At 46.4% G+C, this 15,981-nt stretch carries 15 protein-coding genes and 1 tRNA gene; 12 read left to right on the plus strand and 4 right to left on the minus strand.

Annotated elements, in window-relative coordinates; translation table 11 throughout:
- Positions 1-6: 6 nt before the first annotated feature.
- The 6 genes from ACYVD3_RS06920 to ACYVD3_RS06945 all read left to right on the plus strand — a co-directional run bounded on the left by ACYVD3_RS06920 (position 7) and on the right by ACYVD3_RS06945 (position 2,994).
- Entirely contained in the window at positions 7-624 is a 618-nt protein-coding gene (locus ACYVD3_RS06920; protein ID WP_460641780.1) for a hypothetical protein, read from the plus strand.
- 406 nt (positions 625-1,030) lie between these two features.
- Complete coding sequence (locus tag ACYVD3_RS06925) at positions 1,031-1,423, plus strand: hypothetical protein (RefSeq protein WP_460641781.1); 393 nt, start codon at positions 1,031-1,033, stop codon at positions 1,421-1,423.
- 2 nt (positions 1,424-1,425) lie between these two features.
- Complete coding sequence (locus ACYVD3_RS06930; RefSeq protein ID WP_460641782.1) at positions 1,426-1,554, plus strand: XkdX family protein; 129 nt, start codon at positions 1,426-1,428, stop codon at positions 1,552-1,554.
- Positions 1,555-1,573: 19 nt separating this feature from the next.
- Positions 1,574-1,891, plus strand: a complete 318-nt coding sequence (locus tag ACYVD3_RS06935; RefSeq protein ID WP_460641783.1) for a hypothetical protein — start codon at positions 1,574-1,576, stop codon at positions 1,889-1,891.
- 18 nt (positions 1,892-1,909) lie between these two features.
- Positions 1,910-2,203: a phage holin family protein gene (locus ACYVD3_RS06940; protein ID WP_460641784.1), complete on the plus strand. Its 294-nt coding sequence runs from the start codon at positions 1,910-1,912 to the stop codon at positions 2,201-2,203.
- An 89-nt stretch (positions 2,204-2,292) separates the two neighbouring features.
- A complete protein-coding gene (locus ACYVD3_RS06945; RefSeq protein WP_460641785.1) occupies positions 2,293-2,994 on the plus strand; it encodes a M15 family metallopeptidase in 702 nt (233 codons plus the stop codon).
- A gap of 108 nt (positions 2,995-3,102) precedes the next feature.
- On the opposite strand, the gene ACYVD3_RS06950 is transcribed toward ACYVD3_RS06945, so the two are convergent.
- Positions 3,103-3,525, minus strand: a complete 423-nt coding sequence (locus tag ACYVD3_RS06950) for a hypothetical protein (RefSeq protein WP_460641786.1) — start codon at positions 3,523-3,525, stop codon at positions 3,103-3,105.
- Positions 3,526-3,687: 162 nt separating this feature from the next.
- Positions 3,688-3,758, minus strand: a tRNA-Trp gene (locus ACYVD3_RS06955).
- A gap of 437 nt (positions 3,759-4,195) precedes the next feature.
- Here ACYVD3_RS06955 and ACYVD3_RS06960 point away from each other — a divergent pair.
- Both ACYVD3_RS06960 and ACYVD3_RS06965 read left to right on the plus strand, forming a co-directional pair.
- Positions 4,196-4,438, plus strand: coding sequence for an HPr family phosphocarrier protein (locus ACYVD3_RS06960; protein ID WP_460641787.1), 243 nt, complete (start codon positions 4,196-4,198; stop codon positions 4,436-4,438).
- Between the two features lie 154 nt (positions 4,439-4,592).
- Positions 4,593-7,007 carry an ATP-dependent DNA helicase gene (locus tag ACYVD3_RS06965; protein ID WP_460641788.1) on the plus strand — a complete coding sequence of 805 codons (2,415 nt, stop codon included), beginning with the start codon at positions 4,593-4,595 and terminating at the stop codon, positions 7,005-7,007.
- A gap of 22 nt (positions 7,008-7,029) precedes the next feature.
- Here ACYVD3_RS06965 and ACYVD3_RS06970 read toward each other — a convergent pair whose 3' ends face one another.
- The gene (locus tag ACYVD3_RS06970; RefSeq protein ID WP_460641789.1) at positions 7,030-7,914 is read right to left on the minus strand and encodes a LysR family transcriptional regulator; all 885 of its coding nucleotides are present in this window, start codon (positions 7,912-7,914) and stop codon (positions 7,030-7,032) included.
- Between the two features lie 112 nt (positions 7,915-8,026).
- On the opposite strand from ACYVD3_RS06970, the gene ACYVD3_RS06975 reads away from it, so the two are divergent.
- Together ACYVD3_RS06975 and ACYVD3_RS06980 are read left to right on the plus strand one after the other, a co-directional pair.
- Complete coding sequence (locus tag ACYVD3_RS06975) at positions 8,027-8,662, plus strand: sigma-70 domain-containing protein (RefSeq protein ID WP_460641790.1); 636 nt, start codon at positions 8,027-8,029, stop codon at positions 8,660-8,662.
- Positions 8,663-8,680: 18 nt separating this feature from the next.
- Positions 8,681-9,295: a histidine phosphatase family protein gene (locus ACYVD3_RS06980; RefSeq protein WP_460641791.1), complete on the plus strand. Its 615-nt coding sequence runs from the start codon at positions 8,681-8,683 to the stop codon at positions 9,293-9,295.
- Between the two features lie 84 nt (positions 9,296-9,379).
- Here ACYVD3_RS06980 and ACYVD3_RS06985 read toward each other — a convergent pair whose 3' ends face one another.
- Entirely contained in the window at positions 9,380-9,697 is a 318-nt protein-coding gene (locus tag ACYVD3_RS06985) for a hypothetical protein (protein ID WP_460641792.1), read from the minus strand.
- Between the two features lie 307 nt (positions 9,698-10,004).
- On the opposite strand from ACYVD3_RS06985, the gene ACYVD3_RS06990 reads away from it, so the two are divergent.
- Both ACYVD3_RS06990 and ACYVD3_RS06995 read left to right on the plus strand, forming a co-directional pair.
- Entirely contained in the window at positions 10,005-13,754 is a 3,750-nt protein-coding gene (locus ACYVD3_RS06990; RefSeq protein ID WP_460641793.1) for a phosphoribosylformylglycinamidine synthase, read from the plus strand.
- A 312-nt stretch (positions 13,755-14,066) separates the two neighbouring features.
- Positions 14,067-15,977, plus strand: a complete 1,911-nt coding sequence (locus ACYVD3_RS06995) for an APC family permease (RefSeq protein WP_460641794.1) — start codon at positions 14,067-14,069, stop codon at positions 15,975-15,977.
- Positions 15,978-15,981 lie beyond the last annotated feature (4 nt).

A 15,981-nucleotide genomic window follows, 5' to 3' on the forward strand; every position in this document is an offset into this window, starting at 1 on the left:
AATAACATGGATTTTAAATACTTAAATCGTGAAGGACTAAAACACTTTTACACAAAAATATTGGCACAAGTCAGCTTTAAAGTCGATAAAACCAATGGAGATATTTCAGGAACAAAAATTCGGAGCGTAGATACTATTTCTGATAATTTTCCTGATCCTGTAGCTGGAGAAAACACAAAAACATTTCTCGGGAAAGTTAAGAAATCTTTGGCTGACTGGAAAGCGATAAAATCCACGCTGCTGACCATAAATATGCTAACGAATCAACATGACAACAGCACGAGTAAGATTCCTACGGCGGCATTGGTGTACGCTCTGAAACAGTCTCTTGATACGACAAATAGTAATTTAGCTTTGAAAGCTGACAAATCATCATACTATGTCGTAAATGGTGACTTGACCGGAGTTGTAACGCAAGTATGGAATTTACCTACTCAAAATGGAGGTAAGCCACCTTATTTATTATCAGCCCAAATCCAGCTAGATGCTGGAATATGGTCTGATCTACGTACACTACCAAAGATAGTACTAATTGCTGCTAACAGTGCTCAGCTATCATTGGTCAAAGACGCTGCAGAATCTTATGTGGGATATCAGGTACGCTTTTTATTTATGGTAGGGTAACTGATCATTTAAGCATCAATTAAATCAAACATAAGTGTGACGCGAAATGCTGACGGTATTGGAACATTAAACCGGACTTGTAGCGTGGTGTCATCGTATTTAGCGCAATATACAACCCAAAAGCCATTTCCAGTATTCCACGATATACATGCCATTGAAGCGCAGATATCTGATAACTTTTTACCAGTTATGCCCATTTGTAACAAGCTAACATTTACCCAGTCATTGCCATTAGTATTCGAAAAGCCAACTTGCTTAGCTGCAAAATACTTCGAATTAAGCAAAAACTTATTATTCAGGGTATTGCTCACCACCGTCAAATTGCTATTTAGTGGAGAAAAGAAACTTGTAAATCAGTCCCTTATGGGGCTATTTTTATTGCCTGAAATCAGGCAGAAAGGAATCTATGAATAATTTCAAAATTGAAAAAATCAAATTTGGGGATCGGGAGTTTGACCTAGTTCCTGCAGGCGTAAACCTCGGAGAGAACGGAGGGACCATCAAATTTCAGAAAGGAGCCGCCTCTTTCGATAGCATTGAAACTATCTTAAAAGCAAACGGTGTCATTACACAGATCGGATTATCTGTGGAACCAGACTGGAACCGCTCTGATTTAGTATATGCCGGGAGGCTGACAAAGCAGTCTGATTATCTAATCTACGAAGACACCACAGCAGACGTAATGATTGCAGTATTCCGCACGCCAGATCTGACTGAGCGCGTGGCAGCCCTGGAAGCTGAGAATGAATCGTTAAAAGCAACCGTTGACACGTTAGTATTATCAAGTCTGGAGGGATAATTATGTACGAAACATTGATGAGATTATATGATGGCGGAAAAGGTACACTAACTATCGCTATGCTTGCAAACGCAGTAATCAAGGGTTGGATTACCGAAGTCGAGAAACAGGAGATTCTTGCATCTAAATAAATGAAACGGAGGTGCTGCCATGACTGAAACGGAGGTTGCCGTAAAGTTGGAAGCCCATGAGCATGAAATTAAATCCCTGAAACACCGCATGGAGGATCAGGAAGAACAAAGCAAGACAATCCAGGAATTAGTCTTGGCAGTGAAAGAACTGGCTCTGAATATGCAAGCAATGATTAAGGAACAGGGGATACAGGGAAATAAAATCGCTAAATTAGAAGCAGCACCAGGAGAAGCATGGAGCAGCACAAAACGAACAGCGATTAATTCATTTGTTGGTGTCTTGGCCGGTTCGTTTGCAACCGGCTTGATTTTTATATTAGCACAGTATGTTAAATAGGAAAGAGAGGATAATAACATGGAACAGATTATGAATTATGTGAAACCAGAACTTATTGTAGTGGCAGTGGTATTGTACTTTTTGGGGCATGGAATTAAGCAGAGCCAGACAATCAAAGATAAGTACATTCCTCTGGTAAATGGAGCTGTAGGAATCGTTCTGTGCGGCGTATATGTCTTAGCTACCAGTGCCTGCCAGACAGGCCAGGAAATTGCTATGGCGGCATTTACGGCCATTACACAGGGTGTTCTGGTTGCAGGCCTAAGTACATACGTAAACCAGATTATCAAGCAGACTTTAAAAACTGAATAATCCGATGTGGGAATTCCCATATTGGTTGTAACATCACAACTTTTCGGGCCTGGGAGATCCTGGGCCTTTTTCAATTGGAGGAATGAAATATGAGAGACATTACTTTGTGTCATCCGCGGCTGCAGACGCTGGCCGGGAAACTTGTGGAAGAGTGTTCTAAGCAGGGCTTAATAATCAAGATAGGCGAGACATACCGAACCGTTGCGGAGCAGGACGCATTATATGCCCAGGGCAGAACAACTCCAGGTAATATTGTGACCAACGCTCCAGGGAGTACATACAGTTCTTATCACCAGTGGGGAACCGCTTTCGATATTTTCAGGAATGACGGGCAGGGTGCATACAATGAATCCGGGAACTTTTTTGGCAGGGTTGGTGCCATCGGAGTATGCCTTGGACTAGAATGGGGAGGCAATTGGAAATCACCGGTTGATAAACCACACTTTCAGCTCCCGGACTGGGGCAGTTCTACTTCTGGGATCAAAAAGGTATACGCAAACCCAGAAGAATTTAAGAAGACATGGTCAGCATTTCCTGCAGAATATACCCCCGGCTGGAATCATGACAAGAATGGCTGGTGGTATGCTGATTCCAAGACCACTTACTATAAGTCCTGCTGGCAGATCATCAACGGCCATAAGTACTATTTCAACCCTGACGGATACGCCGTTACCGGTTGGCAGGTGATTGGCGGCCAGGACTTTTACTTTGAACCAAGGGCCGGGCACCCGCTGGAATGTGCATTGTATGTATCAGATCATGATGGTGCACAGGGCCCGGGAGAATTTTAAGCCAGTAACGCTTACCCCGGATCAGAATGGGGCCTTGAAGTGGCCGGGACTGGCGGAGTAAATTTAATAGGCGGGTATCCGATATTCTGGACCTGCCTAATATAAAAATTATACAATATGCTTTTTTAATGTTTGAAGGATAGATTCAAAGTTTTCATTTTCTATGTGTTCTGCTAAATTAGAATCTTTAAGGCAATTGTCTTTGGTTCGTCCAAGTGTCTGGTTTCTATTTTTGAAAAAGTGATCAAAATTGTAAACACTGTCATAAACTTTGTATAAGTGTTCGACCTGTGAATCTTTTAAAAATGAACAATTGCTTATAAGGTCTTGCCATTGTGGGGAATATCGTATATCAACAGATGATCTCTCATTTTTAACGAAATACTTAATACTTTTCAAATCGTAGTATAAAACTGATGCAAAATGAGATTCCTCTTCCTTCTTATTAATACTTCTAAAATGATATTCTGTTAAAAATGTTACAAGTCCACCTACTAGGGCACCAATTAAGGCACTTACTAATTCCTTCATTATCTTAATCCTCCTTAGTATTTTCCTTAAAGTAATATTTTAAAATCCAGTCCGTTTTTTGTCCGTTGATTTTTATATACAAAAATCCAGTAGGTATTATTTCGATAACGAAAAAGCCAGAATACCTTGTATCTATAAGGAATTCCGGCTTTTAACTTTTAGCAGGGGAAGAGGGGCTCGAACCCCCATTTACGGTTTTGGAGACCGTTGCTCTACCATTGAACTATTCCCCTTTGGACCGGCGTCATGTTCCCGCCTGAGCACTTAGAGAGTATAGCATAGAAGCTTTTAAATTGCAACAGTTTTCCGGGAAAAATAAAAAAATTATTCTGCTGTTATTGCCCCCCTGTTTGTGGTAGAATAGTATGAAAAAGGAAGTCTCTGGGCAGAAGTCATGTTCCGGCGGCTTGATTTGGCGTTTTATATGAAAATTGCAAAGCAAAACTGTGAAATTGAATTAGAATGAAAAGTATAATAGATAATAATTCCCAAAATAAAACTTGTCTCATCAAAAATATGCTTATCTACAAAGCGTTCCCTCAAAAATAATTACAGGTTATGCACAAAAAAAGGCCATATAATCGGATATGAAACATAATTTGACAAATCATGTCAAACATGATATATATAATCTATAACTTTTTCTTCATTATAAAAAGGAGTTGTGATTATGAAACAGTTTAAGATTATGTTGCCGACTGTTGCTGAGGCAAAAGAGTTCGTTGCTGCTGCTGCAAAATGTGATTTTGACATAGACGTGTATTACAATAGAGTAACCATTGACGCAAAGTCTATATTAGGAGTATTGAGTTTGGATTTGACACAGGTTTTGACCGTTGAGTTCAACGGGGAAAATGCAGAGTTTGAAGCATTTCTGGCGGCGAAAGCTCCAGGAAATTGTTCAGCAGCATAAACAGATGCAACGTAGAAAGGGAATTGTATGCCGCACGGCCTGCAGTTCCCTTTTTTTATTCATAGAAAATCATGTTCTATGAACCCCAAAACGCTTCCCCATGGAATGAACTCCAGAGGAGAGTCAGGGGAGAAGGAAGAGAGAGGTTGCCCAAGTGGAAGAGGCAGAGAAAAAAGTCCTGAAAATATCCGTCAGGAATCTGGTGGAGCTTGTTCTTCGCTCCGGCGACCTGGATAACCGGCGGACTTCAGGGGCTGAAAAGACCGCCATGCAGGAAGGAAGCCGGATACACAGGAAGATCCAGCGCCGCATGGGGGCGGACTACAGGGCGGAAGTGGTACTGAAGCATGAGGTGGAAGCGGATCAGTTTCAAATATTGGTGGAGGGGCGGGCCGACGGCATCATTGAGAAGCCGGAAGGAGTGACCGTTGATGAAATCAAGGGCATTTATATGGATCTGTCCTATTTGACAGAGCCTTTTCCCGTGCATTTGGCTCAGGCCATGTGCTATGGGTATTTTTACTGCTTTGACCATCAGCAAAACCGGGCCGTCATTCAGATGACCTACTGCAACCTTGAAACAGAGGAGATCCGCCGTTTTCAGGTGGAAAAATCCTTTGAGGAGCTGGAAACCTGGTTTCAGAGCCTGATTCATGAGTACATTAAATGGGCAAGATATTTATACAACCATGGAATAAGAAGAGATGAATCCATAAGGGAGCTTTCCTTTCCCTATCCCTACCGGAAGGGGCAGAAGGAACTGGTGGTGGCCGTTTACCGGAGCATTGCCAGAAAGAGGAACCTTTTTATCCAGGCTCCCACAGGGATCGGAAAGACCCTTTCCACTGTTTATCCTGCCGTAAAGGCCATTGGGGAAGGGCTTGGAGACAAATTGTTTTATCTGACTGCAAAAACCATAACCAGGGCGGTGGCGGAAGAAGCCTTTGAAATTTTAAGGGAGCAGGGGCTGTATTTGAACTCCGTAACCATAACAGCAAAGGAAAAACTGTGCTTTCTTGAGACTCCGGAGTGCAATCCCGATGCCTGCCCCTATGCAAAGGGACATTTTGACCGGGTGGGAGATGCGGTCTATGAGATCATCCATAAGGAAACCGGGATCACCAGGGAAGTGGTGCTCCTCTACGCTAAGGAGCACCGGGTATGCCCCTTTGAATTCTGCCTGGATATCAGCAACTGGGTGGATTCCATCATCTGTGATTATAATTACGTATTTGATCCAAATATCCGCCTGAAACGGTATTTTTCCGAAGGCATTTCCGGGGAGTACCTGTTTTTGACAGACGAGGCCCATAACCTTGTGCCAAGAGCCAGGGAAATGTACAGCGCGGCTGTTTATAAGGAGGACTTTCTTCTTATTAAAAAGGTGATAAAGCCTATGAACCAGAAGCTTGTCCGGATGCTGGAGCGGTGCAACAAAGAGCTTTTAGAAATGAAACGGGAATGCGAGAGTTTTCAGATACTGGAAGATATCCGGTTTTTCATGACAGGCATCATGACTCTTTTCGGGGAATTGGAAAAGCTTTTGGAAGCCAATGAGGAATTTGAGGACAAGGATCTGGTTCTGGATTTCTACTTTAACCTTCGTGACTTTTTGAATATCTACGACCGTTTGGATGACAATTACCGGATCTATACAGAGCTTTTGCCTGATGGGCGATTTGTACTCAGGCTGTTTTGCGTAAATCCCGCAAAAAACTTAAAGGAGTGTCTGGACAAGGGAAACAGCACTGTATTTTTTTCTGCCACACTGCTTCCGATCCGGTATTACAAGGAGCTGCTAAGCGGCGACCAGGAGGAATATGCGGTATATGCCCAATCTCCCTTTGATCAGGAGAAAAGGCTTCTCATGGTAGCTTCTGATGTCAGCAGCCGTTATACAAGAAGAAACCGGCGGGAATACCAGAAGGTAGTGGATTATATGCAAAAGATCGTGTCAGCCCGCAAAGGGAACTACATGGTATTTCTGCCGTCTTACCAGTATTTGAAAGAAATAGAGGGGATTCTGGAAGAAGGGTCAGGGCTGAAACAGGAGTTTACTTACATGTCCCAGGCCGCCCACATGAGCGAGCAGGAGAGAGAGGAGTTTCTTAAGGAATTTTCAGAGGAGCGGGAGGATTCCTTTGTGGCTCTTTGTGTCATGGGCGGCGTATTTTCGGAAGGCATCGATTTAAAAGAAGACCGTCTGATCGGAGCCATCATCGTCGGCACCGGCCTTCCCATGGTCTGCACAGAACAGGAGATTTTAAAGGGGTATTTTGAAGCCAGGGAGCAGAATGGCTTTGATTACGCCTACCAGTATCCGGGGATGAACAAGGTCATGCAGGCGGCAGGAAGAGTGATCCGTACGGTCCGGGATGAAGGCGTCATTGCCCTGCTGGATGAGCGTTTTTTAAAACCGGACTACCAGGCCCTGTTTCCAAGGGAATGGGAGGGGTATTATGAAGTACAGTTAAAAAATGTGGAAGAAGTGGCCCGGAACTTTTGGACCAGGGATGCAGACCTTCCTGGGACCGGTCCCCTGGCAGCAGAAAAAAGCTGCCATCCATAAAAGGACGGCAGCGGAATATCTGTCATAGGGAGGCAAGCATGTCCATGAACTGCTTGGAAGCCTGGGAAACAGGGATGTTTTCATTATAAGCCACCACCATCTGGCGGGTAGGCAGCTTTTCTGAAAGCTTTACCTGGAATAAGTCCTTATCATTTTCGGGAATGCAGTAATCCGGGACAAATGCAATTCCCAGGCCGATGCGGGCCAGGTCGATCAGGAGGTCGTTGCTGCTTAACTCAATTTCAGGGACCAGGTCCAGTTGTTCCTTCTGGAACATGTGATGAAGGAATTCGCTGGTGGTGCTCTTTCGCTCCAGCATCAGAATGGGATAGGTTTGAAGGGTCTGGAGGCTTACGGTCTGCCCCTTTAAAGGAAAATATTCCTGGTTAGCCACGAATACATCAGAAAATTCGTTGATGACCCGGGTGTTCTGGGAGCTTAAAAGTCCTGAGTTAGGATAATTGGTAATGATAAAATCCACCTGCCCGGTTTCCAGAAGATGAGCGCATTCAATGGAGGTCTGGTTGGTGACTTTAATGTGCACATTGGGGTAGGTCTTATGAAATCTATTTAAATATGGGACCAGATAATAGCGGCAGATGGTGTCGCTGGCGCCGATGCGCAACTGGCCGCCGTTTAGGGTATTGGCTTCCAGTAACTGGTTTTCCCCCTTTTGAATCAGGTTGATGGCTGGCTCTATGTGCTTTAGGAGGATGTCTCCTTCCGGAGTGAGCTGGACCTTTTTCGTGCTTCGGACAAAAAGAGTCTGATTCAATTTTTTCTCCAGCACCTTAATGGACTGGCTCACTGCCGACTGAGAGATGAAAAGTTGTTTGGACGCTTCCGAAAAGCTTAGGGTGGCGGCAACGTGGTAAAAGACTTTATAAAGTTCATAATTTATATCCATTATTAGTCCTCCTTATAAACATATGGATATTCTATCACGGATCTGATTGGTTTGTAAAGGCGTTTGACAAATTTCCTGGGGTGCGGTATATTAACGGGCAAAGGAACAGGCTATGAAAAAGAAGGAGCAGAATAAGAGTATGCATGATGATTTTTACCAGATGTATCTGGAAGAGATGGGAAATATCCTTCCCTGTACCAGGGAAGAAGAGGAAAGGCTTTTAAAGGAAGCGGCAGAGGGCAGGAAGGATGCGAAGAAAAGGCTTGTGGAAGGAAATCTGCGGACAGCCCTGGAATATGCCGGGAAATATGACGGCAGAGGCGTGCTTATGACGGATCTGGTCCAGGAAGCCAATATGGCCCTTATGATGGCTGTGGAGGAGTACTCCGCCATGAAGGGGGAAGAGGCGTTTGAGAGCTTTACCGGCAAAAGGATCAGGCAAGCCCTTGAAGCGGCCGTGAAGGAGCAGCAGTCAGCCCATCAGACAGAGGAAGAGCTGTCTGCCCGGGTAAACGTGCTTCAGCAGGTTTCACAGGTCCTTTCCGGGGAGTTGGGACGGGAGGCCACGGTGGAAGAACTGGCGGATAAGATGAAGATGACCGTGGAGGAAATAAAAGGGATCATGAAAATGGCAATGGACGCCATGAGCATGAATGCCGAAACCATGGACTTAGAAGCTCTGGCAGGAGTGGAAGGCATTGAAATCACTGAGGATGAAGAGGCTGAAGATTACGATTACGAAGAATAAGAGACTGGGAGAGATGAGATGAAAATATATCTGATACGCCATGGACAGACCGACTGGAACATCCAGGGCAGGATCCAGGGGAGCCATGACATTCCCCTTAATGAAGCGGGACGCAGGCAGGCGGAGCTGTTGGCAAAGGGTATGGATTCCCATCCGGTTTCCAGGATCTTTTCCAGCACTTTGACCCGTGCCATGGAAACAGCCCAAAGGATCGGCAGCAGGCAGAAGGTAAAGATCTGCCCCATGCCCCAGCTTATTGAGGTGGAATTCGGAAAATGGGAAGGCATGACATGGGAAGAGATCATGGAAGCCTATCCAAAGGAGTACAGGCTATGGTCTTTAAACCCTGATGAGGTGGCTCCTCCGGGCGGGGAGACCCAGGATCAGGTCATAAGCCGCTGCGTGGAGGCCATAAAGGAGATTTTAAAGATCACCGGCGGAAGAGAGGATGTGGCAATGGTTTCCCACGGGGCCACCATTGCTTACCTGGTTTCCTATATGGTGCGTAATGATCCTGAAGTAGAAAGCATTATTGTGGAAAATGCCAGCATTACAACGGTCAATTACAGTCCCCTGACAGAAGATTTCATGCTGTTGGAAATGAATGATACATCCCATATGGTAGAAGAATGAAGAGAGTTCCTTCTTTCATAAGAGGGGGAGAACAGGAGAAGCAAGGAAGCCTTTTAAGCTGCCTTGCTTCTCTTGAACCGGTACTTAATCAAACAATGTCTCAATGAGGATTTTCACCATGGAAGGGGTGGTGCGGATATACAGCCTGTCTCTTCCGGCACAGCGCAGGGAAGTCTGCATAAGGACCTCCTTTGAAAGGGAAGCGTCAAAGATGATGACCATATTGGCGCAGGATTCCACAATAGAGTTGATCTGGCCGGCCTTTTCAATGAACTTTTCAATGTGTTCTTCGTTAAGCTGCAGGCTTATTTCCAGATGGGGACTTTGTTCCTCTGTTTTTAAGCGAGGGTTTTCAAATGAATATTTCCGGGATAAGTCCCTTAGTTGTTGATTAAGATCCATAAAATCTAGCGCTCCTTTGTAAAAAAATCTTTTATTACTATATTGCATATTTTTCAATTTTTCAAGTATTTTTATAAAATAATGACGAATTTTGTCGAAAAATGTCGAAGATGAAAGGAACCGGATGATATATGGGGCTGTTGCCGGTTTCCTTCTGGCGGTGAAATGAAATATTAACCACACTGATTAATAACATAAGATATATTAATTTTTCTAATTTATATAATCTGTGGTATGATGAATGCATGAAATTAACAGGGAGTTCCTGCCCTGATGAACTATGGGGAGCTTTTGCAAGGAGGAAATCATGAGTGTAAGAAGAGTGTATGTTGAGAAAAAACCGGCCTATGCCGTAAAGGCAAATGAATTAAGAGAGGAAATCACAGGCTATCTTGGTATCAATACGGTGACCGGCGTGAGGGTGCTGATCCGCTACGATATGGAAGCCCTGTCCGATGAAGTCTATGGGCTGGCTCTTACCTCTGTTTTCTCAGAGCCGGCCGTAGATGAGATGTATGAAGAGGATTTCCCGAAAAAGGAAGGGGATGTGGTTTTTACCGTAGAATACCTTCCGGGCCAGTTTGACCAGCGGGCCGATTCTGCAGAGCAGTGTGTGAAGCTGTTAAAGGAAGATGAGGAGCCTGTGATCAGGTCTGCCACCACTTATGTGATTTCCGGCGCTCTTACGTCAGATCAGGTGGCAGATATTAAAGCCTTCTGCATTAACCCGGTAGATTCCAGAGAGGCAGAAGAAAGAAAGCCGGAAACTCTTGCTGCAGTGTTTGAAACTCCGGCGGATGTGATCATTTTTGACGGTTTTAAGGAGCTTCCAGAAGAGTCATTAAAGGAATTATATGAAGCATTAAATCTGGCTATGACCTTTAAGGATTTCCTTCATATCCAGAATTATTATAAAAATGAGGAACAGAGGGATCCGTCCATGACGGAGATACGGGTTTTGGATACCTATTGGTCGGATCACTGCCGCCACACCACGTTCCAGACGGAATTAAAGGATGTGACATTTACAGAAGGAGACTACCGCAAGCCCATAGAGGATACCTACAGGCAGTACCTTGCGGACAGGGAAGCAGTCTTAAAGGGAAAGAGCGGCAGGTATGTATGCCTGATGGATCTGGCTCTTCTGGCAATGAAGAAGCTTCGCATGGAGGGAAAGGTGGAAGACTTAGAGGTGTCCGACGAGATCAATGCCTGCAGCATTGTGGTTCCGGTCCTGATCGATGGGGTGGAAGAGGAATGGCTGGTGAATTTCAAAAATGAGACTCACAATCATCCCACGGAAATCGAACCCTTCGGTGGTGCGGCCACCTGCCTTGGAGGAGCCATCCGGGATCCCCTTTCCGGCCGTACCTACGTATACCAGGCCATGCGGGTGACCGGAGCGGCTGATCCTGCAAGGCCTTTGAATGAGACATTAAAAGGAAAACTGCCTCAGAGAAAGATCGTGACCGGCGCAGCAAGCGGCTACAGTTCCTACGGAAACCAGATCGGTCTGGCCACCGGATATGTAAAAGAGATCTACCATCCGGATTACGTGGCAAAGAGAATGGAAATAGGGGCTGTCCTGGGTGCTGCCCCAAGAAAGAACGTCATCCGGGAGACCTCGGATCCGGGGGATATGATCATTCTCCTTGGAGGCCGTACCGGACGGGACGGCTGCGGCGGGGCCACAGGCTCCTCTAAGGTCCATACGGAAGCCTCCATTGAGACATGCGGGGCAGAGGTCCAGAAGGGAAATGCGCCCACAGAACGCAAGATACAGCGTTTGTTCCGCAGGGAAGAAGTGAGCAGGCTCATTAAGAAATGCAATGACTTTGGTGCCGGCGGCGTGGCGGTTGCCATAGGAGAGCTGGCAGACGGCCTGCGGATCGATCTGGATAAGGTACCCAAAAAGTACGCAGGACTTGACGGCACGGAAATTGCCATCTCCGAGTCCCAGGAACGTATGGCAGTTGTGGTGGATCCAAAGGATGCAGACCGGTTCCTGGCCTATGCGGCAGAGGAAAACTTAGAAGCAGTGGCAGTGGCAGTGGTAAGGTCAGAACCAAGGCTTGTAATGAGTTGGAGAGGAAAGACCATTGTGGACATCAGCCGCCCGTTCTTAGACACCAACGGGGCCCATCAGGAGGCTTCCGTAGTTGTGGAGGTTCCCGGCAGGGAAGGGGGCGCTTTTGTGGGGCAGGAGATCCCTGATGTCAGGGAAGCCTGGTTAAAGCTGCTTTCCGACTTAAATGTATGCTCCCAGAAAGGGCTTGTGGAAATGTTCGACAGTTCCATAGGGGCGGGAAGCGTGTTCATGCCCTATGGAGGCAGATACCAATTGACAGAAACTCAGGCCATGGTTGCAAAGCTTCCGGTGCTTCATGGAAGAACGGATACGGTCACCATGATGAGCTGCGGTTTTGATCCCTATTTATCAAGCTGGAGCCCGTATCACGGCGCAGTTTATGCAGTATTGTCCTCTGTTGCCAGGATTGTGGCGTCAGGCGGGGATTACAGAAAGATCCGTTTCACCTTCCAGGAGTATTTCCGCAGGATGACAGAGGACCCGGCCCGCTGGAGCCAGCCCTTTTCCGCCCTCCTTGGAGCTTACAGCGCCCAGATTGGATTCGGCCTTCCTTCCATTGGAGGAAAGGACAGCATGTCAGGTACCTTCCGCCACATTGATGTACCGCCTACCCTTGTTTCCTTTGCCGTGAATGTTGCGGACCAAAGGCATATTATTTCGCCGGAGTTTAAGAAGGCGGGCAGCAGGATCGCGGTATTCCGGGTTGCAAAGGACTCCTATGATCTTCCTGTATACAGCCAGGTCATGAAGGGATATGAAGCGCTGTTTGAGGATATCTGCGCAGGACGGATCATATCCGCCTATGCCGTAGAGGGCCATGGAATCTGCGAGGCGGTGAGCAAAATGGCCTTTGGAAACCGGAAGGGCGTAAAGATTGAACACAACGTGGACCCAAGAGATTTCTTCCAGGCCGGATGGGGAAATATCTTATGTGAGGTTCCCGAAGGAAGGCTTGGGGAACTGGCGGTTTCCTATACCGTCATCGGTGAAGTGACTGATACGGGGGTATTTGAATATGGCAGCACCTCCATAGGGATTGATGAGGCGCTTAAAGCATGGACAAAGCCTTTGGAAGACGTGTTTCCTACAGAATCAGGAACAGAAAAGGCTCCTGTGGCAGAGATGCTTTATGACACAAAGGATATATACGTCTGCAGGAACAAGGTGGCAAAACCCAATGTGTTCATTCCCGTGTTCCCTGGTACAAACTGTGAGTATGACAGTGCAAAGGCCTTTGAACGGGCAGGAGCCAATGTGGTGACTAAAGTTTTCCGGAATTTGACGGCCCAGGACATCCGGGAATCTGTGGAAGCTTACGGAAGGGAAATATCCAGAGCCCAGATCGTCATGTTTCCCGGAGGATTTTCTGCAGGGGACGAACCTGACGGCTCTGCCAAGTTCTTTGCCAACTTATTCAGGAGCCAGGTGATCAAGGAAGAGATCGGAAAGCTGTTACAGGAAAGAGATGGCCTAATGCTGGGAATCTGCAATGGCTTTCAGGCCCTGATCAAGCTGGGACTTGTGCCGGAAGGAATGATCAGGTCACAGAGGGAGGATTCTCCCACACTGGCCATGAACACCATTGGCCGCCATATTTCCAAGATGGTTTATACAAAAGTGGTCACAAATAAGTCTCCCTGGCTTTCAGGAGCGGAATTAGGCGGTGTATACTGCAATCCGGCCTCTCACGGGGAAGGGCGGTTTGTGGCAAATGAGGAATGGATCAGGAAACTGTTTGACAACGGCCAGGTGGCGACCCAATATGTGGATGACAAGGGATGCCCTACCATGGATGAATGCTGGAACCCTAACGGCTCTTACATGGCGATTGAGGGAATTACAAGCCCGGACGGGCGGATCCTTGGCAAGATGGCTCATTCCGAACGCCGGGGTGAGGCGGTTGCCATGAACATTTATGGAGAGCAGGATATGAAGATTTTTGAATCCGGCGTGAAATATTTCCAGTAAACAGGTTCAGGCTTGTAAATGAGGAAAGCCTGCATTCCTGAGTCTTACTTATTCCTCGAAGAAATACTTCAAAAAACGGAACATGACAGAACAAAAAAGCGTCTTCTCTGCAGGCAGAAATCTGCAGAGGGGGCACTTTTTCTTTTATGGCACCCAAAATTGTAACGGTTTTTAACGGCCGGAAAAGGGGATATCCACTTGACAATCCATAAATTTGAGCCTATGATGCATCAGGAATATTTTTATTGATGTTGAAACAATTGGCTATACTATAATTATGGAAAGACAGTTTATCAAGAGAGGATATTAGAAATGGGTTCAAAGAGAAAGATAAAAAATATATTGTTGGGAAATACCTTAAAGAGCAATGATCTGGAAGGAGAAAAGCTGGGACCGTTTTGGGGTGTACCCATTATGGCAAGCGATGCGGTTTCCTCAGTGGCCTATGCGATTGAAGAGATGCTGCTGGTTCTGGTTCCCGTCCTGGGACTGTCGGCGGTCAATTACCTTGGGTATGTCACCTCACCCATTATACTGCTGTTTTTAGTTCTGGCCGTTTCCTACTCCCAGATCATTGCAAACTACCCCAACGGTGGAGGTGCATATATCGTATCTGCCGAAAACATCGGAAGGGGCGCATCAATGGTAGCCGCATCTTCCCTGATCATCGGTTACGTGATGACGGTGGCAGTCAGCCTGTCGGCGGCAACGGCGGCGCTTATTTCCGCTTTTCCGGAATTTGCAGATTACCGCCTTCTGTTTGCCCTGCTTTTCCTGTGCATCGTTACGCTCCTTAATCTCAGGGGCATGAGAGAGTCCTCCAAGCTGTTCGGAGTCCCTACTTATGCATTTATCATCATCATGCTGGTTCTCATTATAACCGGCTTTGCAAAGCTGATAACCGGGAATTTGGCGCCGGTCCATTATTCGGAAAAGCTGCAGTCTGTTTCAGGAGGGGCCGGGACTGTTTCCTTGTTCCTTCTTCTCAGAGCGTTTTCTTCCGGCTGCTCGGCTCTGACAGGAGTAGAGGTAGTGAGCAATGCGGTCCCAAGCTTTCGTGAACCGTCACAGAAAAACGCAAAGCACGTGCTTTTTATTCTGGTAGGAATCATAGTGGCCATCTTCGGCGGTGCAGTGCTGCTGGTCACTTCCTTAAGGATCATTCCCTTAGAGGGGAAAACGGTGATCTCCCAGCTTGGCATGGCAATATTCGGGCAGGGCCCCATGTTTTACATTCTGCAGTTTGCCACCTCCCTTATTTTGTTATTGGCAGCAAATACGGCATATAATGGCCTGCCGACGCTTTTGGCCATTCTGGCTGCCGATGGATTTGTGCCCCGTCAGTTCATGCACAGGGGGACAAGGCTCAGCTTTTCCAATGGGATCTTATTCATCTCTTTTGTGGCGGCATTGCTGCTGATTGTTTTTAACGCGGAAACCCATTATCTGATTCCTCTTTATGCCATTGGAGTCTTTCTGTCCTTTACCTTGTCCCAGAGCGGAATGGTGGCCAGATGGATCCGGGTGAAGGGAAAAGGTTATTTGCATAAAATGTTTATAAACGGCCTGGGTGCCCTTATGACGGGTACCGGAACGGTAATCGTATTTGTAACCAGATTCGCCCAGGGCTCCTGGGCCCTGGCCATTGTCATACCGATTATTGTATATATCATGCACCGCATTGATACCCATTATCAGTTTGTGGGCCAGCAGTTGGTGGTCAACGATTTCATGTCCCATTATCACAAAAGCACCAGTCATGACACCAATCTTTGCATTGTTCTGACCGGAGGAATTAACCGTTCCGTGCTGAAAGCACTGAATTACGCAAATTTAATCACTTCCAATGTGGTTGCCCTTCACGTAGCAACGGATGAGAAGCAATGCCAGCAGCTTCAGAAAAAATGGAAGGAAACTGGCATTGATGTACCTCTTGAGGTCATCATGTCGCCTTACCGGGAGCTTATTGAGCCGGTGGAAGAGTACATCAGCAAAAAAGAGGCTGATCTGCCTCCGGGAGAAATGATCACGGTGGTTATGTCCCGTTTTATGGAAGAGAGCTGGTTTGCCAATGTTCTCCATAACCAGACCACCTACTTCATTATGCAGAGGCTCAGAAAGCACAGAAATGTTTCTACGGTTTTGGTTCCGTACCTTTACAGCACGGCGTTTAAGCCAGCTTTAAAGGAGAAAAGCGAAGATGATCATAAGGACGGCGCATAAAGGA

This window comes from Lacrimispora brassicae, from assembly GCF_054772055.1.